At 61.5% G+C, this 21,447-nt stretch carries 17 protein-coding genes and 7 tRNA genes; 6 read left to right on the top strand and 18 right to left on the bottom strand.

The window, feature by feature from the left end; genetic code table 11:
* Positions 1–46 precede the first annotated feature (46 nt).
* On the bottom strand, positions 47–496 hold the full coding sequence (locus BLT86_RS04010) for an Hsp20 family protein (protein ID WP_092374829.1): 450 nt from the start codon (positions 494–496) through the stop codon (positions 47–49).
* A gap of 245 nt (positions 497–741) precedes the next feature.
* Positions 742–1,689, bottom strand: coding sequence for a tRNA dihydrouridine synthase (locus tag BLT86_RS04005; RefSeq protein ID WP_092374825.1), 948 nt, complete (start codon positions 1,687–1,689; stop codon positions 742–744).
* 95 nt (positions 1,690–1,784) lie between these two features.
* Between BLT86_RS04005 and BLT86_RS04000 the strand changes: the two genes are divergently transcribed.
* Positions 1,785–2,180 (top strand): hypothetical protein, encoded by a 396-nt coding sequence (locus tag BLT86_RS04000; RefSeq protein ID WP_090336282.1) that lies wholly within the window; start codon positions 1,785–1,787, stop codon positions 2,178–2,180.
* A 6-nt stretch (positions 2,181–2,186) separates the two neighbouring features.
* On the opposite strand, the gene BLT86_RS03995 is transcribed toward BLT86_RS04000, so the two are convergent.
* Positions 2,187–2,636 (bottom strand): acyl-CoA thioesterase, encoded by a 450-nt coding sequence (locus tag BLT86_RS03995; protein ID WP_017677327.1) that lies wholly within the window; start codon positions 2,634–2,636, stop codon positions 2,187–2,189.
* Between the two features lie 203 nt (positions 2,637–2,839).
* On the opposite strand from BLT86_RS03995, the gene BLT86_RS03990 reads away from it, so the two are divergent.
* Positions 2,840–4,702: a sensor domain-containing diguanylate cyclase gene (locus BLT86_RS03990; RefSeq protein WP_231976577.1), complete on the top strand. Its 1,863-nt coding sequence runs from the start codon at positions 2,840–2,842 to the stop codon at positions 4,700–4,702.
* Here BLT86_RS03990 and BLT86_RS03985 read toward each other — a convergent pair.
* The 10 genes from BLT86_RS03985 to BLT86_RS03940 form a co-directional block, all read right to left on the bottom strand.
* Complete coding sequence (locus BLT86_RS03985; protein WP_055985173.1) at positions 4,672–5,511, bottom strand: alpha/beta hydrolase family protein; 840 nt, start codon at positions 5,509–5,511, stop codon at positions 4,672–4,674. The two genes, BLT86_RS03990 and BLT86_RS03985, sit on opposite strands and share 31 nt — an antisense overlap.
* Positions 5,512–5,534: 23 nt before the next feature.
* The gene (locus BLT86_RS03980; RefSeq protein WP_064494604.1) at positions 5,535–6,074 is read right to left on the bottom strand and encodes a TetR/AcrR family transcriptional regulator; all 540 of its coding nucleotides are present in this window, start codon (positions 6,072–6,074) and stop codon (positions 5,535–5,537) included.
* 183 nt (positions 6,075–6,257) lie between these two features.
* Positions 6,258–6,333: transfer RNA gene (locus tag BLT86_RS03975), tRNA-Glu, on the bottom strand.
* Between the two features lie 48 nt (positions 6,334–6,381).
* A tRNA-Ala gene (locus tag BLT86_RS03970) sits at positions 6,382–6,457 on the bottom strand.
* Positions 6,458–6,504: 47 nt separating this feature from the next.
* Positions 6,505–6,580: transfer RNA gene (locus tag BLT86_RS03965), tRNA-Glu, on the bottom strand.
* 48 nt (positions 6,581–6,628) lie between these two features.
* Positions 6,629–6,704, bottom strand: a tRNA-Ala gene (locus BLT86_RS03960).
* Positions 6,705–6,754: 50 nt separating this feature from the next.
* A tRNA-Glu gene (locus tag BLT86_RS03955) sits at positions 6,755–6,830 on the bottom strand.
* Between the two features lie 60 nt (positions 6,831–6,890).
* Positions 6,891–6,966 (bottom strand) — tRNA-Ala (locus BLT86_RS03950).
* A 193-nt stretch (positions 6,967–7,159) separates the two neighbouring features.
* On the bottom strand, positions 7,160–8,641 hold the full coding sequence (gene gltX, locus BLT86_RS03945) for a glutamate--tRNA ligase (protein WP_092374818.1): 1,482 nt from the start codon (positions 8,639–8,641) through the stop codon (positions 7,160–7,162).
* Positions 8,642–8,675: 34 nt separating this feature from the next.
* On the bottom strand, positions 8,676–9,596 hold the full coding sequence (locus BLT86_RS03940; protein WP_024307853.1) for a LysR family transcriptional regulator: 921 nt from the start codon (positions 9,594–9,596) through the stop codon (positions 8,676–8,678).
* 107 nt (positions 9,597–9,703) lie between these two features.
* Here BLT86_RS03940 and BLT86_RS03935 point away from each other — a divergent pair, with 107 nt between their 5' ends.
* Together BLT86_RS03935 and BLT86_RS26350 are read left to right on the top strand one after the other, a co-directional pair.
* On the top strand, positions 9,704–10,753 hold the full coding sequence (locus BLT86_RS03935) for an HlyD family secretion protein (protein ID WP_092374815.1): 1,050 nt from the start codon (positions 9,704–9,706) through the stop codon (positions 10,751–10,753).
* Complete coding sequence (locus tag BLT86_RS26350; RefSeq protein ID WP_092374812.1) at positions 10,743–12,734, top strand: MDR family MFS transporter; 1,992 nt, start codon at positions 10,743–10,745, stop codon at positions 12,732–12,734. The genes BLT86_RS03935 and BLT86_RS26350 overlap by 11 nt, the downstream gene beginning before the upstream one ends.
* A 233-nt stretch (positions 12,735–12,967) precedes the next feature.
* Here the strand turns inward: BLT86_RS26350 and uvrB are convergent, their stop codons facing one another.
* Positions 12,968–14,983 (bottom strand): excinuclease ABC subunit UvrB, encoded by a 2,016-nt coding sequence (uvrB, locus tag BLT86_RS03925; RefSeq protein ID WP_092374809.1) that lies wholly within the window; start codon positions 14,981–14,983, stop codon positions 12,968–12,970.
* 245 nt (positions 14,984–15,228) lie between these two features.
* Here uvrB and BLT86_RS03920 point away from each other — a divergent pair, with 245 nt between their 5' ends.
* Positions 15,229–16,425 (top strand): amino acid aminotransferase, encoded by a 1,197-nt coding sequence (locus BLT86_RS03920; RefSeq protein WP_092374806.1) that lies wholly within the window; start codon positions 15,229–15,231, stop codon positions 16,423–16,425.
* A 328-nt stretch (positions 16,426–16,753) separates the two neighbouring features.
* A tRNA-Asn gene (locus BLT86_RS03915) sits at positions 16,754–16,829 on the top strand.
* A 524-nt stretch (positions 16,830–17,353) separates the two neighbouring features.
* Here the strand turns inward: BLT86_RS03915 and BLT86_RS03910 are convergent.
* The 4 genes from BLT86_RS03910 to BLT86_RS03895 form a co-directional block, all read right to left on the bottom strand.
* A complete protein-coding gene (locus BLT86_RS03910) occupies positions 17,354–17,677 on the bottom strand; it encodes a ComEA family DNA-binding protein (protein ID WP_092374803.1) in 324 nt (107 codons plus the stop codon).
* A gap of 94 nt (positions 17,678–17,771) precedes the next feature.
* The gene (locus BLT86_RS03905; protein ID WP_092380316.1) at positions 17,772–19,757 is read right to left on the bottom strand and encodes a polysaccharide biosynthesis protein; all 1,986 of its coding nucleotides are present in this window, start codon (positions 19,755–19,757) and stop codon (positions 17,772–17,774) included.
* Positions 19,758–19,853: 96 nt separating this feature from the next.
* A complete protein-coding gene (locus BLT86_RS03900) occupies positions 19,854–20,405 on the bottom strand; it encodes a sugar transferase (protein WP_092374800.1) in 552 nt (183 codons plus the stop codon).
* 22 nt (positions 20,406–20,427) lie between these two features.
* The gene (locus BLT86_RS03895; protein WP_331715045.1) at positions 20,428–21,387 is read right to left on the bottom strand and encodes a UDP-glucose 4-epimerase family protein; all 960 of its coding nucleotides are present in this window, start codon (positions 21,385–21,387) and stop codon (positions 20,428–20,430) included.
* Positions 21,388–21,447 lie beyond the last annotated feature (60 nt).

The following is a 21,447-nucleotide window of genomic DNA, read 5'->3' as shown; positions in this document are numbered from 1 at the left end:
CAACGAAGAAGGCGCCCCGCGGGGCGCCTTCTTCATCTGCATCGACTCAGTTTTCCAGCGCAGGACGCTGACTGCCGATGGGGATGCGCTTGGCCTTGGCCTCTTCCGGCACGATACGCTCAAGCTCAACATGAAGCAGACCGTTGACCAGGTTGGCGCCCTTGACCTCGATATGGTCAGCCAGGCGGAAGGACAGTTTGAAGGCACGCTGAGCGATACCCTGATGCAGGTAGCTGACGCTCTCGGCGCTGCGATCACGCTTGTTGCCGACCACGGTCAGCACGCCCCGCTCGACCTGCAACTCCAGGTCGTCATCCTCGAAGCCGGCAGCCGCGACCACGATGCGGTAGTGGTCTTCGCCATGCTTCTCGACGTTGTAGGGCGGGTAAGAACTGCCGGCGTCATTGCTGCGCAGGGCAGATTCGAAAAGATCATTGAAACGGTCGAAACCGACGGACTGGCGGAACAGAGGGGCCAGGGACAGTACGTTGCTCATGAGTGTTCTCCTGAAAATTTCAGCAAGGTTCATATCGCGGAACCCGGCTTCGGCATCCCGCGGTCACTTATCTGAGGTCAGGTGGAGAATTTTCAAGCATCTGAAAAAATCGTTTACACAACACGGCATTGCACATCCATTGCGCAATGCCTCTTGGTAGACGGCACCGCTCATGTAGGAGCCGAGCCCCGCGGCGAAACGACAGAGCCCCTTCAAAGCAAGAGCTTCGCCCCGAGGCGGGGCTCCTACGGAGATGGCGCCAGCAGCCGATCGATACGCTCGCAATCCTGCTCGCGGCGAACTTCAGCAAACAGCGCCACCGCCTCCGGGTAGGTACGCGTGAGCATCGCCAGCCACTGCTTCAGGCGCCCTGGTGCGTAGCGCGGCGCCAGCTTGCGCCGCGCCTGCTGCCAGAAATCGAGCAACAACGGCTGCAGCTCGGCCCAGCTCATGTCCTCGGGCTCTTCGCCAGCTCTGACCGCCGCGATCTGCCGCGCCAACCCCGGACGGGACACCAGGCCACGGCCCAGCATGATGTCATCCACACCGCTGATCTCGCGGCAACGGCGCCAATCGTCCAGCGTCCACACCTCGCCATTGGCGAACACCGGTACGCCGACCACCTCCTGCACCCGCGCCACCCACTCCCAGTGCGCCGGCGGCTTGTAACCCTCGACCTTGGTCCGCGCATGCACGACGATCTGGCTAGCCCCGCCCTCGGCCAGTGCGCGCGCACAATCCAGCGCGCCCTCCTTGCCCTCGAAGCCCAGGCGCATCTTCGCCGTCACCGGAATCTCGGCCGGCACCGTGCGCCTTACCTCACGGACAATGGCGTGCAGCAGCTCCGGCTCCTTGAGCAGCACCGCGCCGCCGCGCGACTTGTTCACCGTCTTGGCCGGGCAACCGAAATTGAGATCGATCACTGGCGCACCGAGCGTGCAGGCGAAGGCGGCGTTGTCAGCCAGGCACTGCGGATCGGAGCCGAGAAACTGCACACGCATCGGCGTACCGGCCCGGGTGCGTGAGCCGTTGAACAGCTCGGGGGCCAGCTTGTGATAGGTGGCCGCGGGCAACAGCCGCTCGCTGACACGAATGAACTCGGTGACACACCAGTCGATACCACCGATGCGAGTCAGTACGTCGCGCAGAATCTCGTCGACCAGCCCCTCCATGGGCGCCAGGGCGATTTGCATGAGGTTGTCCAGAAAATGGGGCGCATAGTTTAAGGGGTCGCACGCGCCGCGCAAGATGGGCGACACTGCCGCTGACGCCAAACGGAGGCTTTACCATGCGCCTGATCGCACCCGCCTTGCTCGGCCTGTTCTGCATGGCCGCCCAAGCCAGCGATACCCCGCCCACTGCTACCGAGCCGGCCCCCACGGCCCCTGTGGCTGATGCACCGGCCCGGCTCATTTTCAGTCGCGATAACAACGCGCCGAATGCCTGCGATGTGGAGCTCTACGTCAACCAGCAGGTAATGGCGAAACTCGGCCCCGGTGAGCAAACCAGCCTGGATCTGCCCAACGGCGAACTGAGCGTCGCCGTGGCCATGTCGCCGGACGGCTATTGCGGCGGCCGTGGACCGGATGTGGCGCAGTCCGTCATCCTGCGCCCCGGTGAAACCCGCCAGTTCGCCGTCATGGTTGAGCCGGAGCAGGTATTTCTCGCGCCGTTGATCGACTGAGCGGCCTTACAGCTCCAGCGGGTAGGGCTGCATCAGCGCCTTGCCATAGCCTTCGACGAATTCCGCCGGCATGCGCTTCGGGCGCCCGCTGGACAGTTCGATGCAGACAAAGGTGGTCTTGGCGCGCAACAAGGTGGCGCCATCTTCCGGGCGCACCAGCTGGAAGCGCCGATCCATCTTCAGACGCTGGTCGGACTCGACGATCCAGGTCGCCATCTGCAGATGCTGCCCTTCGTAGGCGCTGGCCAGATAGTCGATCTCGTGACGCACCACCGCCATGGCCCGATCCAGACGGCGATACTCGACCAGGTCCAGCCCCAGGAACTGCGAATGCCGCCAGGCGCAGCGCTCCAGCCAACTGACGTACACCGCGTTGTTGGCATGGCCGAGGCCGTCGATGTCCTCTGCGCTCACTTCGATATCGATGACGAAGGGGCTGGGCAACTCCCAGTTCATGACTGTACCTCCAGGTGTGCAGCCTGCATGCGGCAAGCTGGGTGATCCGATTCAAGAACATGGCCGCCTGCATCCTCGGCGACCGTTCGGCCAGGTGCCGCATGATACGCCGCACAGCCCGTCCATGCAGTGCCGAGCTTTCATCGCGCCATCACCGCGCGCCATAATGCAGCGCACTCGCCTGAGAGCCCGAGAACGAGCAATTGACTGCCATCCTGCGCCTATTGATGCTTCTACTGCTGCCAGCGCTGAGCTGGGCAGAAAGCCTGCCGCTGCCGATCGGTCAGACGCAGACACTGCCCGGTCCCTATATGCACGTCTGGGAGGACCCGGATGGCCAGGCCGACTTCATCGATGTCCGCGCACTACCCGACTCCGCCTGGCAGGCCGTCGCCCGGCGCGATGCCAGCTTCGGCTACAGCGGCAGCACCTATTGGCTGCGCCTGGATGTACACAATCCGCATAATCGCTCGCTTGGCTGGGTTCTACTGATCGGCAATCCCCTGCTGGATCAACTCGACGCCTACGGCCTGGACGGCAAACGCATCTACCGCGCGGGCGACCAGCGTCCCTTTGACTGGCGCTGGGTCGAGCACCGGCAACTGGTACTCCCTCTCGACCTGGAGTCCGGCGAGCAGCAGCGCATCTGGCTGCGCATGCAAACTGATGGCTCGGCGAACCTCAGCGCCAGCCTGATGACCCGCGATGCCTTCGACCACCAGGAACAGCGCAGCCTGTTGCTACAGGGCCTGTTCTTCGGCGCCCTGATCGCGATGCTGATCTACAACCTGAGCATTTTCTGCATCACTCGCGACCGCAACTATCTCTGGTACAGCCTGTTCGTTGCCAGCTTCAGCCTCTACCAGTTCATCCAGCTAGGCTTCGCCCTGCAATGGCTGTGGCCAAACGCCCTGACCTGGCAGCAACTGAGTTTCCCGCTCAGCTCGGCACTGGCGACGCTGTTCGGCATTCACTTCACCTATGGTGTGCTGGAACTGGACAAGGCCGCGAAGCCTTACCGCTGGGTCGCCAACACACTCAAGGTCTGCGCCTGGCTGGTGCTGGGGATGGCGTTGTTTGGCCCGTACGCACCGGCCCTGATCGGCAGCTTCGTGCTGGTGGTCGCCTGCGCCATAGCCGCCTTCATCATCACCTTGCTGCGCTGGCGGGGCGGCTATGCCGCAGCGCGCCTGTTCGCCCTGGGCTGGTTCGTGCTGGTTGCTGCCAGCCTTGCCAGCATCCTCACTGGCACTGGTCTGCTGCCCTACTCGCTGCTGACTCTGCATGCCCAGCAGATCGGCGGCCTGATCGAGATGACGGTGTTCTCCATCGCCCTGGCCTCACGTATCCGTCACGTGCAGGAAGCCGAACGCCTGGCCCAGGCCAAACTGATCGATCAGGAGCGCCGCCTGCGTACCGAGCAGACCAAGCACCTGGAACTGCAGACGCAGATCAGTGAAAACCTGGAACACCGTGTACAGGAGCGTACCGCGACGCTGCAGGACACTCTTCAGCAACTGTCGAACGCCAACATGCGCCTGGCGGAATTGAATCGCCGTGACGGACTCACCGGCCTGTTCAATCGCCAGACACTCAGCGAAGAACTGGCTCGCGCCTGCGCCCGCGCCGAGCGCAGCCGGCAGTCGCTGGCGGTATTGATGCTGGATCTGGATCACTTCAAGCAGGTCAATGATCGCTACGGCCACCTGGCGGGCGATGCCTGCCTGCGTCATGCGGCCCAGCGCATTCAACAACGCCTGCGCAGCAGCGATCTGCTGGCACGCTTCGGCGGCGAAGAGTTCGCCGCCCTGCTCGACAACACGGATCTGACCGGCGCACTCGACCTGGCCGAGCAATTGCGCGAAGACCTCGCGCAGACCCCCTGCCTCTACCAACAGCAGTCGATAGCGCTGAGCCTGAGTATCGGCCTGCACGCCGGCGTACCGAGTGACCCCGGCTGCGGTGAGCAATGGCTGGAACTGGCAGACCGTGCCTTGTATCGCGCCAAGGCAAGCGGTCGTAACCTCGTGGTCAGTTACGAAGCCAACGCCTTCAACGACGCCTGAGGCACTTGCTCCAGTAGCTCGAGCACGGCCTGCAGAAGCACCGGATCACTCAACAGGCGCTGATGCCCACCCGCCGGTAGACGCAGCAGCTGACTGTCGAACCAGGCCTGGTGGATCAGGTCGGCTTCGCCCACCGGCACCACTGGATCATCCTCGGCATGCACGATCAGGCCCGGCAGCTCCAGTTGATAGCGCTGCACGTCGAGATGCGCAGCTGGGATACCGGCAGTCTTTTCCACCTGCCGCACGAAATGCGCACGCGCTTCGGCAGGTAACCCCATGAACCGGGCAAAGCCGCGCAACAGACCGAGAATCCGACTCGGCGCAGCGATGGTCACCAGGGTCTCGCTGCGCAAGCCCATCTGCGTGGCCAGCAACGCGCTGGCGCCGCCCATCGAGTGGCCGATCACGGCGCGTAGCGGCGGCAGCTCACTGGCCGCCTCGAGCAGCGCACGTGCGAACAGCACCACATTGGCCTCACGCCCCGGCGATCGACCATGGGCGGGCGCATCCAGTGCGACAACACCATAACCCGCATCGACCAGACCGCGAATCAACAGTGCGAACTGGGTCGGACGCCCCTCCCAGCCATGCATCAGCAGCACTGTAGGGCCGCTGCCCCAACGCAGCGCAGAGAGACCGAAACGCAGGGTAATGCGCTCTGAACTTGCCAGCAGCGGCAGCTCCCAATCCCGCGGCGACGAAGTGCGCGGCGTCATGAAACGTTCGCGCAAACGACTGGCGATCAGTTGCGGCGCCACTCTACCCAGCGTTGCATTGACACCACGGACCCAGGTCATCTGATTCATCACCCTCTCCTTCACGCTTGATTTCACACAACTGCCGACTTGGCAGCACGCAACACCCGGTCGGACAGTTCGCCAGGCCCCAAGGCCCGCGCCAGTGCCAGGCCGCCGATCATCAGCGCCAGGTCAGCCAGCGCCACATCACCCTCTTCCGGCGTCCCGCTCATCTGCGCCGTAATCAGCTCAATGTGTTCAGCCAAGGTCTGGCGAAAGCCATCCGGTAACCGCGCAATTTCCGCCAGCGAACTCGGCAGCGGGCAGCGCTCGTCAGCATCGTCACGGTGCCTGCGCGAAAGGTAGAAAGCGGCCAAGAGCACTCGGCGCTCTCTGCCTGTCAGGCTCTGATCGACCTGCGCAAGGCGATCACGCCGCACTCGGAGCAACTGACGAAATGCCTCGAGCATCAGCGCATCCTTGCTGGCGAAGTGTGCGTAGAAGCCGCCGACCGTCAGCCCCGCTTCAGCCATGACCTCAGCCACCGCCGGGTCACCAGGCCCACGCTCTGCGAGCACACGCCCTGCCGCGGCGAGAATGCGCTTACGGGTTTCACTTTTGCGTTCACTCATGACTGCGCCCTTAATATGATGACCGAAATATTACGACCATAATATTATTTTGCAAGTCACCGGATCGACCGCCGGTCAGCATTACAAGACAGGCGCACCAGCATCAGAAAAAGAAGGGGAAAAACAAAAAGGGGCCACTTCCGAAGAAGTGACCCCTGGGTCCCGCAAATGCGGCAAGAAAAATGGCGTCCCCTAGGGGACTCGAACCCCTGTTACCGCCGTGAAAGGGCGGTGTCCTAGGCCACTAGACGAAGGGGACGAAACCTTCGAACGACAAGGCCAGCACTAGGCTGGCCTTGAGTGTGATTGGTGGAGCTAAACGGGATCGAACCGTTGACCTCTTGCATGCCATGCAAGCGCTCTCCCAGCTGAGCTATAGCCCCGAAACCTTGCGGTCGGTTCGCAACACTTGCGCGCTGCGACTGGAATATGGCGTCCCCTAGGGGACTCGAACCCCTGTTACCGCCGTGAAAGGGCGGTGTCCTAGGCCACTAGACGAAGGGGACAAAACCTTCGAAGAACAAGGCCAGCACTAAGCTGGCCTTGTCAGTGTTTGGTGGAGCTAAACGGGATCGAACCGTTGACCTCTTGCATGCCATGCAAGCGCTCTCCCAGCTGAGCTATAGCCCCGAAACCTTTCGGTCTGGCTGCAGCGCCTGAGCGCTGCGGCTGGAAATAAGTGGCGTCCCCTAGGGGACTCGAACCCCTGTTACCGCCGTGAAAGGGCGGTGTCCTAGGCCACTAGACGAAGGGGACGCAAGACCCTGATCGTGAACCGACTCACATCGATTCTGGCACTCCCGAAGGAGCCGAGATTGGTGGAGCTAAACGGGATCGAACCGTTGACCTCTTGCATGCCATGCAAGCGCTCTCCCAGCTGAGCTATAGCCCCATCTCGAGGACGGGGCGCATTTTAAGAGCGCCCCGACTGGCTGTCAACAACATTTTTCCTGCCAGCCCAAAGTTTTTGCCACTAGAACAATTACTTAGAGCCAACCCGACAATCAAACGCCGGCCTAACCGTAGGGTGCGCCACGCGCACCGCCGCAACCGAGGATACCCCGGTGCGCGCGGCGCACCCTACATCAGGCGATGCTCGCCAGCAGCTTCTCCCACTCCTTGGTCTCTTTCTTCGAGGTGCCGCCGAGCAGCTCCAGCGCCTGGCGCAGGCGGAAGCGGGTCAGGTCCGGGCCGAGGATTTCCATGGCATCGAGTACCGATACCGAGCTGGCCTGGCCGGTGATGGCCGCGAACATCAGCGGCATGGCGTCACGCAGCTTCAGCTCCAGATGCTCGACCACCGCCTGGATGCAGCCGGTGATGCGCTCCTTTTCCCACTGACGCAGCGACTCGAGCTTCCACAGGATCAGCTGCATCAGCTGACGCACCTGGTCGGGCGAGAGTTTCTTGTGCTCGAACAGCTTGGCGTCCAGGTTCAGGCCACCGGAGAAGAAGAAGCCGGCCAGCGGTGCGATCTGGCTGAAGGTCTCCACCCTGCCCTGCACGTGCGGCGCGATCTTCATCAGGTACTCGGGGTTGAGCGCCCACTTCTGCACTTCGGCGGCGAAGGTTTCCACCGGCAGCTCGCGCAGCCATTGACCGTTGAGCCAGGACAGCTTCTCCAGGTCGAAGATCGGCCCGCCCAGCGACACGCGGTTGATGTCGAAGTGCTCGATCATCTCGTGCAGGGAGAACTTCTCGCGCTCGTCCGGCATCGACCAGCCCATGCGCCCCAGATAATTGAGCATGGCCTGCGGCAAGTAGCCCATGCGCTCGTAGAAGGTGATGCTGGTGGGGTTCTTACGCTTGGACAGCTTGCTCTTGTCCGGATTGCGCAACAGCGGCATATAGCACAGCGCCGGCTGTTCCCAGCCGAAGTACTCGTACAGCTTGATCAGCTTGGGCGCTGACGGCAGCCATTCCTCGCCACGCAACACATGGGTGATGCCCATCAGGTGGTCGTCGACCACATTGGCCAGGAAGTAGGTGGGCAGGCCATCGGCCTTCATCAGCACCTGCATGTCCATGCGATCCCACGGGATCTCGACATCACCACGCAGCATGTCCGGAACCACGCAGACGCCTTCGCTCGGCACCTTCATGCGCACCACGTGCGACTCGCCTGCGGCGATGCGACGCTGCGCCTCGGCCGGGTCGAGATGCATGCAGTGACCGTCATAGCGCGGGGTTTCCTTGTTGGCCATCTGCTGCGCACGCACTTCATCGAGGCGCTCAGCGGAGCAGAAGCACGGGAAGGCATGCCCCTTGGCGACCAGTTCGTCCGAATACTGCTTGTAGATCTCGCCACGCTCGCTCTGCCGGTACGGGCCATGCGGGCCGCCGACGTCCGGACCCTCGTCCCACTCGATACCCAGCCAGCGCAGGGCGTCGAAGATCTGCTGCTCGGACTCGCGGGTCGAACGCAGCTGGTCGGTGTCTTCGATACGCAGGATGAACTGACCGCCGTGCTGGCGAGCGAAGCACAGATTGAACAGTGCAATGTAGGCGGTGCCAACATGGGGGTCGCCGGTCGGCGATGGCGCGATACGGGTACGAACGGTGGTCATGAATGCTCTCGGAAGGAAGACACGAGGTTTTGAATCAAGCGGGCGATGTTAGCAGGCCGACGGCCCCCGGCTCCAGCAGGCCGCCCCGGGTGATGGGCAAGCTGGCGATGAGAAAGTCGAGGAAGGCCTTGACCTTCATTGCCTGAAAGCGCCGCGATGGGTAGATGGCATAAACCTCGCCCACCGGCAGCCGCGCCTCGGGCAGCAGCTCCACCAGGCGCCCGCTGCGCACAGCCTCTTCGCTGATCATCACCGGCAGCCCGGAAATGCCCGCGCCGGCCAGGGTCGCCTCACGAGCAAAGGTGATGTTGTTGCAGGTCATCACCCGCTGGCAGGGCAGATGCTCGCCCAGCAGCGGCCAGTAGCGTGGGGCATCGTGCTGCAGGAGGATCGCCCGATGCCCCTCCAGCTCGACGACGCTGCGCGGCGTGCCGTGGGCAGCCAGGTAGGCAGGGCTCGCGCACAGACGCCGGCCGCTCTCGAACAGCTTGCGCGCGATCAGGGTGGAATCCTGCGGCTGGCCGACCTGGATGGCGATGTCCACGCCCTCCTCCAGCGGGTCCACCGAGCGCGAGGTCAGTTCCACTTCGGCATCGATCTGCGGGTATTGGCGCATGAACTCGCCCAGCACTCGCCCAAGAAATAGCTGGCCGAACTCGATGGGTGAGGTGATGCGCAACAGCCCGGAGGGCTCGCGCTGCAGCTGCATCACCGCCTGCTCGGCCTCGGCGAAGTCGAGCATGATCTGCCGGCAACGCTCGTAATAGGCCTGTCCTACTTCGGTCAAACGCAACTTGCGCGTGGTGCGATTGAGCAGACGGACGCCCAGACGCTCCTCGAGCAGCGCGATGCGCCGACTAACTGTCGACTTCTGCATTCCCATGCTGGTCGCAGCCTGGGTGAAGCTGTGGCACTCCACCACTCGGGTAAAGATCAATGCGTCATCAAGCCCCATGATTGTTCCTCATAAGCAACAAAGCATGCCAAGTCTAGAGTCTACTAGCGCAAAGGGAACATTGTTAAATTTACTTACATTTCTCTGCCGCATCCCGAGCCTCAAGCATGCCTGCCAAACTGCAACGCCGCCTTCTTGTTTTCGCAATCCTTCTGGCCCTTATCGTCGGCGCCCTGCTCGCTCAATGGCTGCTGGTTGGCCGCTATCACGAGAGCACCGACAACGCTTACGTACAGGGCGAGATCACCCGTGTCTCCAGCCAATTGAATGCCCGCATCGAAAAGGTGTTGGTGCGCGACAACCAGCACGTGGAGGCTGGTCAGTTGCTGGCGGTACTTGAGGATGCCGACTTCCGCCTGGCTCGCCAGCGCGCCCTCGCGGCTCTGGAAACCCACCAGGCCGAGCGCGCCCAGGCGCAGAGCAAGCTCGACCAGCAGGCTAGCCTGATTGCCGCCAGCCAGGCCGACGTCGCCGCCAGCCAGGCGACCCTCGATCGCGCCAAGCTCGATCTTGGCCGCGCCCAGACCCTTCGCAAGCCGGGTTATGTCTCCGAAGAGCGGGTCACCACCCTGGCCGCCGACAATCGCGTGGCCCGCTCGCAAGTGACCAAGGCCCAGGCCGATCTGCAGGCTCAGCGTCAGCAGGTGGCCAGCCTGGAAGCCGAGCTCAAACGTCTGGACGCACTGATTCTCTCGGCGCAGGCCGACCTGGAACAGGCCGACCTCAACCTCTCGCGCACGCAAATTCACGCGCCGATCAGCGGCATGGTCGGCCAGCGCTCGGCGCGCGAAGGCCAGGTGGTGCAAAGCGGCGCCTACCTGTTGTCGCTGGTACCGGATCAGGACATCTGGATACAGGCCAACTTCAAGGAAACCCAGATCGGCCGCATGCGCCCTGGGCAGAAAGCCGAACTGCTGTTCGACAGCTATCCCGACACGCCCATCGAAGGCCGTATCGACAGTCTGTTCGCCGCCTCCGGCGCGCAGTTCAGCCTGCTACCGCCAGACAACGCCACCGGCAACTTCACCAAGGTGGTGCAGCGCATCCCGGTCAAGCTGACCTTCGCTGCCGACAATCCGCTGCGCGGCCTGATCCGCCCCGGCATGTCGGTGGAAGTCACCGTCGATCTACGCAGCGACGAACACCATGGCGGGTGATGCGCTGATCCGCCCAACGGCGGAGCCCAGCCGCCGCGACTGGATCGCCGTGATGAGCGCGATGCTCGGCGCCTTCATGGCGGTGCTGGACATCCAGATCACCAACTCCTCGCTCAAGGACATCCAGGGCGCGCTGTCCGCCACCCTGGAGGAAGGCTCATGGATCTCCACCTCCTACCTGGTGGCGGAGATCATCATGATCCCGCTGACGGCCTGGCTGGTGCAGTTGCTCTCGGCGCGGCGCCTGGCGGTATGGGTGTCGGTGGGCTTTCTGATCGCCTCGCTGCTGTGCTCCCTGGCCTGGAGCCTGGAAAGCATGATCGTGTTCCGTGCTTTGCAGGGTTTCACTGGCGGCGCGCTGATCCCGCTGGCGTTCACCATGACGCTGATCAAGCTACCCGAGCACCACCGCGCCAAGGGCATGGCGCTGTTCGCCATCACCGCCACCTTCGCCCCCTCCATCGGCCCGACGCTGGGCGGCTGGCTGACGGAGAACTGGGGCTGGGAATACATCTTCTACATCAACGTGCCACCTGGCCTGATCATGATCGCCGGGCTGCTTTATGGCCTGGAGAAGAAGGCACCGCACTGGGAGCTGCTGAAGACCACTGACTACGCCGGCATCGTCACCCTCGGCCTCGGCCTGGGCTGCCTGCAGGTATTTCTCGAGGAAGGCCATCGCAAGGACTGGCTGGAGTCGCAACTGATCGTCGGCCTTGGCAGCGTGGCACTGGTCAGCCTGATCCTGTTCGTGATCCTGCAGCTGTCGCGGCCCAACCCGCTGATCAACCTCGGCGTACTGCGCGAGCGCAATTTCGGCCTGGCCAGTATTTCCAGCCTGGGCCTCGGTGTCGGCCTGTATGGTTCGATCTACGTGCTGCCGCTTTACCTGGCGCAGATCCAGGGCTACAACGCCATGCAGATCGGCGAAGTGATCATGTGGATGGGCGTGCCTCAGCTGTTCCTGATTCCGCTGGTGCCCAAGCTGATGAAGGTCATCTCGCCGAAATGGCTGTGCGCCCTGGGTTTCGCCCTGTTCGGCGCGGCGAGTTTCTTCTCCGGCGTGCTCAACCCGGACTTCGCAGGCCCGCAGTTCCAGCATATCCAGATCATCCGCGCGCTGGGCCAGCCCTTGGTGATGGTCACCGTCTCGCTGATCGCAACGGCCTACATCCTGCCGCAGGATGCCGGCTCGGCCTCGAGCCTGTTCAACATCCTGCGCAACCTGGGCGGCGCTATCGGCATCGCCCTGCTCGCCACCCTGCTCGACGCCCGCGCCAAGGTCTATTTCGACTACCTGCGCGAATCCATCGTGCTGCCGCTGTACCTGGCGCAGATCCAGGGCTACAACGCCATGCAGATCGGCGAAGTGATCATGTGGATGGGCGTGCCGCAGCTGTTCCTGATTCCGCTGGTGCCCAAGCTGATGAAGGTCATTTCGCCGAAATGGCTGTGCGCCCTGGGCTTTGCCCTGTTCGGCGCGGCGAGCTTCTTCTCCGGCGTGCTCAACCTGGACTTCGCCGGAGAGCAGTTCCAGCACATCCAGATCGTCCGCGCGCTGGGCCAGCCGCTGGTGATGGTCACCGTGTCGCTGATCGCCACCGCCTACATCCTGCCGCAGGATGCCGGCTCGGCCTCCAGCCTGTTCAACATCCTGCGCAACCTCGGCGGCGCCATCGGCATCGCCCTGCTCGCCACCCTGCTGGATGCCCGCGCCAAGGTCTATTTCGACTACCTGCGCGAATCCATCGTGCCGACCAACCCACAGGTGGAGGAGCGCCTGCATCTGCTGACGCAAACCCTGGGTAGCGAACAGGCGGCACTGGCCAAGCTCAGCCAGATCGTCCATGAACAGGCGATCATCATGGCCTACAACGATGCCTTCCATTTCATCGGCATCGCCTTGGGTGTGAGCATGCTGGCGATCCTGTTGACACGGAAATTACCGCAGAACATGGCAGGCGGTGGCGCCGCGCATTAACGCCAACACCGCCCGATCCGTAGGAGCGGCGCCCCGCCGCGAATCGTTCGCCAAAGCACCGCAAAGCCAACAGCTTCGCCCCGGGGCGGGGCTCCTACACAGATTCCGCAGGCACCGCCAGACCCGTGGGAGGGGCTTCAGCCGCGACCAGCGCCGCTACGACTGCATGGATGCAGGAGTTAGAACGAAGCAGGATGCCAGAGTCGAAAGCGCCTCCCACACTCACTGACACATCACACCTGCAACAACCGATCCCGCAGCTTCTGAATCTCATCACGCAACTGCGCGGCGGCCTCGAATTCCAGATCACGCGCCAGGGCGTACATCTTCTCTTCCAGCTGACGGATACGCTTGGTGATCTCGCTCGGCGAGCGCAGTTCGTTCTCGTAACGCGCACTCTCCTCCGCCGCCTTGGCCATGCCCTTGCGCTTGCTGCTGCGCGCCCCTGGCACCACGGCGCCTTCGAGGATGTCCTTGACGTCCTTCTGTACGCCCTTGGGCACGATGCCATTGGCCTCGTTGAAGGCGATCTGCTTGGCGCGGCGCCGCTCGGTCTCGCCAATGGCGCGCTGCATCGAGCCGGTCATGTTGTCGGCGTACAGAATCGCTCGGCCGTTGAGGTTACGCGCGGCACGGCCGATGGTCTGGATCAGCGAGCGCTCGCTACGCAGGAAGCCTTCCTTGTCCGCATCGAGAATCGCCACCAGCGACACCTCGGGCATATCCAGGCCTTCACGCAGCAGGTTGATCCCCACCAGCACGTCGAAGGCGCCCAGGCGCAGGTCGCGAATGATCTCCACCCGCTCGACGGTATCGATGTCCGAGTGCAGGTAACGCACCTTGACGTCATGGTCGCCCAGGTAGTCGGTCAAATCCTCGGCCATACGCTTGGTCAGGGTGGTAACCAACACGCGGTCACCCGCTGCCACACGCAAACGGATCTCCGAGAGCAGATCATCGACCTGAGTGCGCGCCGGACGCACCTCGATCTGCGGGTCGACCAGGCCGGTCGGTCGTACCAACTGCTCCACCACGCGCCCGGCATGCTCGCCCTCGTAAGGCCCAGGTGTAGCGGAAACGAAAATGGTCTGCGGGCTGGCCGCCTCCCACTCCTCGAAACGCATCGGTCGGTTATCCAGCGCAGAAGGCAGGCGGAAGCCGTATTCCACCAGGGTTTCCTTGCGCGAGCGGTCGCCCTTGTACATGGCGCCGACCTGCGGCACCGAAACGTGGGACTCGTCGATCACCAGCAGCGCTTCATCCGGCAGGTAGTCATAGAGAGTAGGGGGCGGCGCGCCGGACGGGCGGCCCGACAGGTAGCGCGAGTAGTTCTCGATGCCGTTGCAGTAGCCCAGCTCGAGGATCATCTCCAGATCGAAGCGCGTGCGCTGCTCCAGGCGCTGCGCCTCCACCAGCTTGTTCGCCCCACGCAGGTACTCCAGACGCTGCTGCAGCTCGACCTTGATCTGCTCAACCGCCTCCAGCAAGGTTTCACGCGGGGTGACGTAGTGGCTCTTGGGATAGAAGGTGAAGCGCGGCAGCTTCTGGATCACCTCACCGGTCAGCGGGTCGAAGGCACTGATGCTCTCCACTTCGTCATCGAACAGCTCGACGCGAATGGCTTCGAGATCCGATTCCGCCGGAAAGACGTCGATCACGTCGCCGCGCACGCGGAAAGTGGCGCGGGCGAAGTCCATGTCGTTGCGCGTGTACTGCAGCTCGGCCAAGCGGCGCAGCAGCGCGCGCTGATCCATCTTGTCGCCCCTGTCGAGGTGCAGCACCATTTTCAGGTACTCCTCGGGGCTGCCCAAGCCGTAAATAGAGGACACGGTGCAGACCACGATGACGTCCTTGCGCTCGATAAGCGCCTTGGTCGCCGACAGGCGCATCTGCTCGATATGGTCGTTGATCGAGGCATCCTTCTCGATGAAGGTGTCCGACGACGGTACATAGGCTTCCGGCTGGTAGTAGTCGTAGTAGGAGACGAAATACTCCACCGCGTTGTTCGGGAAGAACGCCTTGAACTCGCCGTAGAGTTGCGCCGCCAGGGTCTTGTTCGGCGCCAGGACCAGGGTCGGGCGCTGCACCTGGGCAATCACGTTGGCGATGGAGAAGGTCTTGCCCGAGCCGGTCACACCCAGCAGGGTCTGGTGCGAAAGACCGGCCTCCAGCCCCTCGACCATCTGCCGGATCGCCTCAGGCTGATCGCCGGCAGGTTTGAAGCGGGTCACCAACTGAAACTCGGACATGCAGTACCTCGACAAATGGCTGTGACGCATCCTTTCGGACTGCGTTCAAAGCCATGAATTGCAGGGCGATTCGGCGATAGTTCCAGGTAGAGTCGAATTACCTGGCAAAAGGCCTTAATTCAGGGCTTTGCGCTGTCGCCCCCTGGATTCAGGGTCGTTATACTAACGCCCCGTTTACGCGCCCCCTAGCGCTTTTGTCGGGGACGCCTGGCCACCCACCCCTCACTCGAGTTGCCGCACCCATCATGAGTCTCTTCTCTGCCGTCGAAATGGCTCCGCGCGATCCCATCCTGGGCCTCAACGAAGCATTCAACGCGGACACCCGCACCACCAAGGTCAACCTTGGCGTGGGCGTCTACTACAACGAGGAGGGGCGAATTCCGCTGCTGCGCGCCGTCGCAGAAGCCGAAAAGGCTCGTATCGAGGCTCACGCCCCGCGTGGCTACCTGCCGATCGAAGGCATCGCCGCCTATGACAAGGCCGTGCAGGAGCTGCTGTTCGGCAAGGGCACAACCCTGATCGAAGCCGGCCGCGTGATTACCACCCAGGCCCTGGGCGGTACCGGCGCGCTGAAGATCGGTGCCGACTTCCTCAAGCGCCTGCTGCCGGACGCCACCGTGGCCATCAGCGACCCGAGCTGGGAAAACCACCGCGCACTGTTCGAATCCGCCGGCTTCCCGGTGCACAACTACCGCTACTACGATCCGTTCAGCAATGGCGTGAACCGTGGAGGCATGCTCGAAGACCTGCGCAACCTGCCGGCCCGCTCCATCGTCGTGCTGCACGCCTGCTGCCACAACCCTACCGGCGTCGACCTGCAGCTGGAAGACTGGAAAGCCGTGCTGGAAGTCCTGCGCGAGCGCGAGCACGTACCCTTCCTCGACATCGCTTACCAGGGCTTCGGTGACGGCATCGACCAGGACGCCGAGGCCGTGCGCCTGTTCGCCGAGTCGGGCCTGGAGTTCTTCGTCTCCAGCTCCTTCTCCAAGTCGTTCTCGTTGTATGGCGAACGCGTGGGCGCTCTGTCGCTGGTCACCAGCAGCCGCGAAGAGTCCACTCGCGTGCTCTCGCAGCTCAAGCGCGTGATCCGCACCAACTACTCCAACCCGCCGACCCACGGCGCCACCGTGGTCGCCAGCGTGCTCAACAGCCCCGAGCTGCGCGCCATGTGGGAAGCCGAGCTGGGCGAAATGCGCGACCGCATCCGCAGCATGCGCCTGGCCATGGTCGAACAGCTGGCGGCCCTGGGCGCCAAGCGCGACTTCGGCTTCGTCGCCGAGCAGCGCGGCATGTTCTCCTACTCCGGCCTTACCGTGGAGCAAGTGGAACGCCTCAAGGAAGAGTTCGGCATCTACGCCGTCGGCACCGGCCGCATCTGCGTCGCCGCGCTGAACAACGGCAACCTGGATAGCGTCACCCGCGCGATCCACGCCGTGCTATAAGCCCTAGTGATAAACAAAAACGCCGGCCTATAAGCCGGCGTTTTTGTATGCATCAAATGACTGTAGGAGCGGCGCCCCGCCGCGAATCGTTCGGTAGAGCACCGCAAAAGCAAAAACTTCGCCCCGGGGCGGGACTCCTACACAGCCCCCGCAGGCACCGCACCACCCTGTAGGAGCGGCGCCCCGCCGCGATCCGGGCAGGAATGGCAGCCATCGCGGCCAAAGCCCCTCCCACGACACCCTCGCTGAACACCCGAATTCTAACCACCTAGATATCGCGGCAAAGTGTTGACTTCTCTTTTTTAATCAGTAACATACGCGCCGTTGTTCCGCGATAGCTCAGTCGGTAGAGCAAATGACTGTTAATCATTGGGTCCCTGGTTCGAGTCCAGGTCGCGGAGCCAAATTCAAAAACCCAGCCTAGCGCTGGGTTTTTTATTGCCTGCGGACTCTCACCAGGGACTGCGTCCCAGGTTATTCGCTTCGCTCACCCCTTCGGGGTCGCGCTAAAGCGCGTTCAGCTGTGCTGTCGAGTCCAGGTCGCGGAGCCAAATTCAAGAACCCAGCCTAGTGCTGGGTTTTTTATTGTCTGCGGACTCTCACCAGGGACTGCGTCCCAGGTTATTCGCTTCGCTCACCCCTTCGGGGCCGCGCTGAAGCGCGTTCAGCTGCGCTGTCGAGTCCAGGTCGCGGAGCCAGATTCAAGAACCCAGCCTAGTGCTGGTTTTTATTGCCTGCGAACTCTCACCAGGGATCATGTCCCAGGTTATTCATCTCCCTAAAGGAGACCACCGCACCTGTAGGAGCCGCGCCCCGCGGCGAATAGCGGCCATTCCCCGATAACCAATCCCCTCACACAAAACCACCGCCCTGCAAAAACGAAAAAGGCCGGTCAAAAGACCGGCCCAGACAACAACGCCGCCAGGCGTCAGTTAATACTCAGCTTGTCGCGATTCTTCTCCAGCGTCGCCTCGCCAATACCTTTCACCTCCAACAACTCGTCGACCGAAGCAAAATTACCGTGCTCCTCACGGTAAGCCACAATCGCCTGCGCCTTGGTCGCACCAATCCCCGCCAGTTCGCGCTGCAGTGTTGCAGCATCGGCGGTATTCAGATTGACCACGGTAACCTGCGCCACCTGCACGGCAGCCGGTTTGGCGCTTTCGGTTTTTGGAGCTTCAGCTGCGGTTGCAGCCATAGAGAAGGAAGCGAGAACAGCAAATAGCAGGGAAGATAGACGGAGTTTTTGCATGATGTGCATTCCTTGTCGTAAGTAGATCCAAGTGAGGTTTGAAACCCCACAAGAATCAACCTAGACGCTATCTTCCAGCTGTCAAACCAACGCCTCAACGCTCCCGGTTTCGGAGATGAATCCAATCAACGATCTCACCTTCCGGCACATAACCATGCACGGTTTCACGCAGCAGTACTCGCACGCGAGCGTAGTCATCCTCACCGACTGCAGCCAGCAGCGCCTGCAAGCGAGCCTTGAGCTCGTCCCAGGGCAACATATCCTCTTCCGCACGCATGATCATCGAATGCTCCGTAGGCTTCACATCCTCGCCGATCAGCAGCTCCTCGTAGAGCTTCTCACCAGGACGCAACCCAGTGAACTCGATACCGATATCACCATGCGGACTGCGCTCATCACGCACAGACAAACCAGACAAACGAATCATCTTTTCGGCCAGATCAGCGATCTTCACCGGCTCGCCCATATCCAGCACAAACACATCCCCGCCCTGCCCCAACGAACCGGCCTGAATGACGAGCTGCGCCGCCTCAGGGATCGTCATGAAATAACGGGTGATGTTCGGATGCGTCACCGTCACCGGCCCGCCCTGCTTGATCTGCTCCCTGAACAACGGAATAACCGATCCAGAAGAACCCAGAACATTACCAAAGCGCACCATCGTGAAACGGGTCTTGTTGACGTGATGAACACCACACTCATCACCGAACAGCAACGGTGCAGGCTCACGACTCAATGCCTGCAGCACCATCTCAGCCAAGCGCTTGGTGCTGCCCATCACGTTGGTGGGCCGCACCGCCTTGTCGGTCGAAATCAGCACGAAATTGGCCACCCCGGCCTTGATCGAGGCCTGCGCCGCATTGAGCGTACCCACCAGGTTGTTCAGCACACCCTCGGCGACGTTATGCTCGACCATCGGTACGTGCTTGTACGCAGCGGCGTGGTAGACAGTATTGACGTGCCAGGTCTGCAGGATGTCGAACAACCGCTCGAAGTTGCGAATGGACCCGAGAATCGGCACCAGTTTGATCGGCAGCGACTCCCGCTCGATTCGCTGCTGCAACTCGCCATGGATGCTGTACAGGTTGAATTCACTGTGCTCGAAAAGCAGCAACGTACGAGCACCGCTCGCCAGGATCTGCCGACATAGCTCCGAGCCGATGGAACCGCCAGCGCCGGTCACTAGAACCACCTGATTCTTGATGCAGCGCTCGAACAGATCCTGTCGAGGCGGAACAGCATCACGCCCGAGAAGGTCAGCGATATCGACTTCCTGAATATCCTCGACCTTCACCCGCCCGCTGGCCAGGTCAGTGAACCCCGGCACGCTGCGAACATGCAATGCATAAGGCTCTAACGCATCGAGGATCTCGCGCCGTCGCGCTCGAGAAATAGACGGCATCGCAAGAAGAATCTCGTCGGCCCCCGTCTCGTCGATCATCTGCTGGATATGCTTGGGTGTATAAACCCTTAGCCCGGCGATGACGCGATTGGCAACCCCAGCATCGTCGTCCACGAATGCCACCGCCCGCATCGCACGCCCCAAACGCAAAGCCGCGACCAACTGATTACCGGCCGTTCCAGCGCCGTAAATAGCAACCCGGGATGTGCCTGCTACAGCGTCACGTTGTCGGGCAACAGGCTCAAGCCAATCACCGATAAAGAATTGGCGCATCCCAAGACGCAGACCGCCCAATAGCAACAGGCTGAGCCACCAATAATTGAAAACCATAGAGCGCGGCACAACCGCCGTGGGGCCCCTGTACCAGTAAACAGCAAGCGCCAACACCAGCGCCGAGAGAGATACGGCTTTTGCGATGGTAATGAGCGCATCACTACCCACATAACGCATTACTGCCCGATACATGCCCAGCCTGGTGAAAATAGGCAGAGCAATCATCGGAGCGACAATGAACAACCAGCCATGCCCAGAAAAGGGCTTGGCCGCATCGATTTCCCCCAAACGAACGGCAAACGACAGCCAAAGCGCAACCCAGACGAGGATGGTATCAGCCAATAATTGCAACAAACGCTTCTGACGCCTGGGCAAACTCACCAGAAACTGGCGCAAACCGTTCATCTTCATCCCTCTGGCTGCCTCGTTACCATTCAAATGGAGCTGCCAGCTCCAGACACGTCAAACATCAACCCTCCTGCCACAATAGACACGCCAGGTTCAATGCACCACTCGGTCGCCAGCACCTTTTCCCAAGGCTGTTTGCAGAATCAGGCTGAAATAGAGAGAGATCGACATCGAACGGATCATCTTCTGGTCAGTCTCGGCAAGCAAAGCCGGCGTAGACATATCGATCCCCTGCACTTGGGCCAGCCCCGTAATGCCAGGGCGAACATCATACACAGCGCGTAATTCCCGCTCGGCGATAAGCTCTTCCTGATTGAACAGATTAGGCCGAGGCCCAACCAGACTCATTTCCCCCCTGAGCACATTCCATAACTGCGGTAGCTCGTCCAGCTTGGTCTTGCGCAGAAAAGCGCCCAAGCGCGTGATCGAGGCGCTGGAGGCCAAGTGGCTCGCCACAGATGCGGTATCAACCGCCATCGTCCGAAACTTGACTAACGTAAACGGCTGCTTACCACGCCCCACACGCGTCTGACGAAACAGGGGCGCGCCTGTATCCAACAAGCCAAGAACATAGATCAAGATCAATACTGGAAAGCCGAAGAGCAACCCCAGCAAGGACAGAACAACATCAAAAACACGTATCACAGACCCAACCTCTGAAAGCCAGTCAATCCGAAGACAGGAAACAACGCCTTAACCCCTCTTCAACCGTGAAAGGTGGCTGCCAATCCAGTGTCTCGCAAGTCTGCGAGATATCTACCTGCAAAGACCCCAGCAAGCGCTGCGCCATAGCCTTTCGCCCCAACAATGCCGCGCTAAGCTTCAGAACGCCAGCAGGCACAGGAATCAACCGTGCAGGCCGCCCCATTGCATCTCCCACTAAACGCAATAGCTCCGTAGTCGATAGATCGCGACCATCACCCGCAAGAAAGACTTGGTTGGCAGCAGCGGGATGATCGATGCAGCGAACGATCAAATCGACAAGATTGTCGATGCCAACCAGCGAACGGCGATTGTGGATAGCCCCGAGCGGTAGTGGAATCCCTTTACCAATCCAGCGAACCAGACTCCCAAAGTTACCCGGAGCCTCTGGGCCATACACCAAGGGAGGACGAATGATCACCAGCTCCATCCCTGTCTCTTGCTGGATGCGCCAAAGCCCCTGCTCAGCTTCCCATTTGGACTGGGCATAGGGATCCACGGGGTGCGGGACATCAAGGGCAGTAAAGGGGCGAACATTGATATTCCCGTTAACGCCGATAGAGCTGATGAAAACGAAACGTTTCACTCCCGCCGCTGCCGCTTGACGGGCAAGAGTCAACGCGCCATAGACGTTGACCTGGCGCAAGCGAGAGAGCTGATTCTCTTCACCGCCGTTGCGCACATGGGCAACGGCGGCGGTATGCACCACCGTATCGAGCCCTTCCAATACCATCGACCAGTCAGTGTGGGGCCCAACTTCCCCCATCGGCATGACCTTGACACCCGGCACCGAGGGCATTTTCTGGCCGCGAAGCGAAGCGACCACTTGCCACCGTGACTCAGTCGCCAAACGAGTTACAAGAGCCGAGCCAATAAACCCTGTAACCCCAGTAAGCAAAACTACTTTACCAACCAAAATGAACACCAACGTTCAAATTAATAAAAATAGCAACCAAAATAAATATATAAAAAGAAAGCCCAACTC

Origin of the sequence: Pseudomonas sihuiensis (assembly GCF_900106015.1) — a bacterium.
GTDB lineage: Bacteria > Pseudomonadota > Gammaproteobacteria > Pseudomonadales > Pseudomonadaceae > Aquipseudomonas > Aquipseudomonas sihuiensis.
This window is presented reverse-complemented; position numbering and strand designations above follow the sequence as displayed.

What these genes read in the sequence shown, in the direction of transcription:
- BLT86_RS03920 (WP_092374806.1), top strand. Translation starts at nt 15,229, where the DNA reads ATGAGTCTCTTCTCTGCCGTCGAAATGGCTCCGCGCGATCCCATCCTG.
- BLT86_RS03980 (WP_064494604.1), bottom strand. Translation starts at nt 6,074, where the DNA reads ATGAGTGAACGCAAAAGTGAAACCCGTAAGCGCATTCTCGCCGCGGCA.
- BLT86_RS03940 (WP_024307853.1), bottom strand. Translation starts at nt 9,596, where the DNA reads ATGGGGCTTGATGACGCATTGATCTTTACCCGAGTGGTGGAGTGCCAC.
- BLT86_RS26350 (WP_092374812.1), top strand. Translation starts at nt 10,743, where the DNA reads ATGGCGGGTGATGCGCTGATCCGCCCAACGGCGGAGCCCAGCCGCCGC.
- BLT86_RS03995 (WP_017677327.1), bottom strand. Translation starts at nt 2,636, where the DNA reads ATGAACTGGGAGTTGCCCAGCCCCTTCGTCATCGATATCGAAGTGAGC.
- BLT86_RS04000 (WP_090336282.1), top strand. Translation starts at nt 1,785, where the DNA reads ATGCGCCTGATCGCACCCGCCTTGCTCGGCCTGTTCTGCATGGCCGCC.
- uvrB (WP_092374809.1), bottom strand. Translation starts at nt 14,983, where the DNA reads ATGTCCGAGTTTCAGTTGGTGACCCGCTTCAAACCTGCCGGCGATCAG.
- BLT86_RS03910 (WP_092374803.1), bottom strand. Translation starts at nt 17,677, where the DNA reads ATGCAAAAACTCCGTCTATCTTCCCTGCTATTTGCTGTTCTCGCTTCC.
- BLT86_RS03985 (WP_055985173.1), bottom strand. Translation starts at nt 5,511, where the DNA reads ATGAATCAGATGACCTGGGTCCGTGGTGTCAATGCAACGCTGGGTAGA.
- BLT86_RS04010 (WP_092374829.1), bottom strand. Translation starts at nt 496, where the DNA reads ATGAGCAACGTACTGTCCCTGGCCCCTCTGTTCCGCCAGTCCGTCGGT.
- BLT86_RS04005 (WP_092374825.1), bottom strand. Translation starts at nt 1,689, where the DNA reads ATGCAAATCGCCCTGGCGCCCATGGAGGGGCTGGTCGACGAGATTCTG.
- gltX (WP_092374818.1), bottom strand. Translation starts at nt 8,641, where the DNA reads ATGACCACCGTTCGTACCCGTATCGCGCCATCGCCGACCGGCGACCCC.
- BLT86_RS03905 (WP_092380316.1), bottom strand. Translation starts at nt 19,757, where the DNA reads ATGAACGGTTTGCGCCAGTTTCTGGTGAGTTTGCCCAGGCGTCAGAAG.
- BLT86_RS03935 (WP_092374815.1), top strand. Translation starts at nt 9,704, where the DNA reads ATGCCTGCCAAACTGCAACGCCGCCTTCTTGTTTTCGCAATCCTTCTG.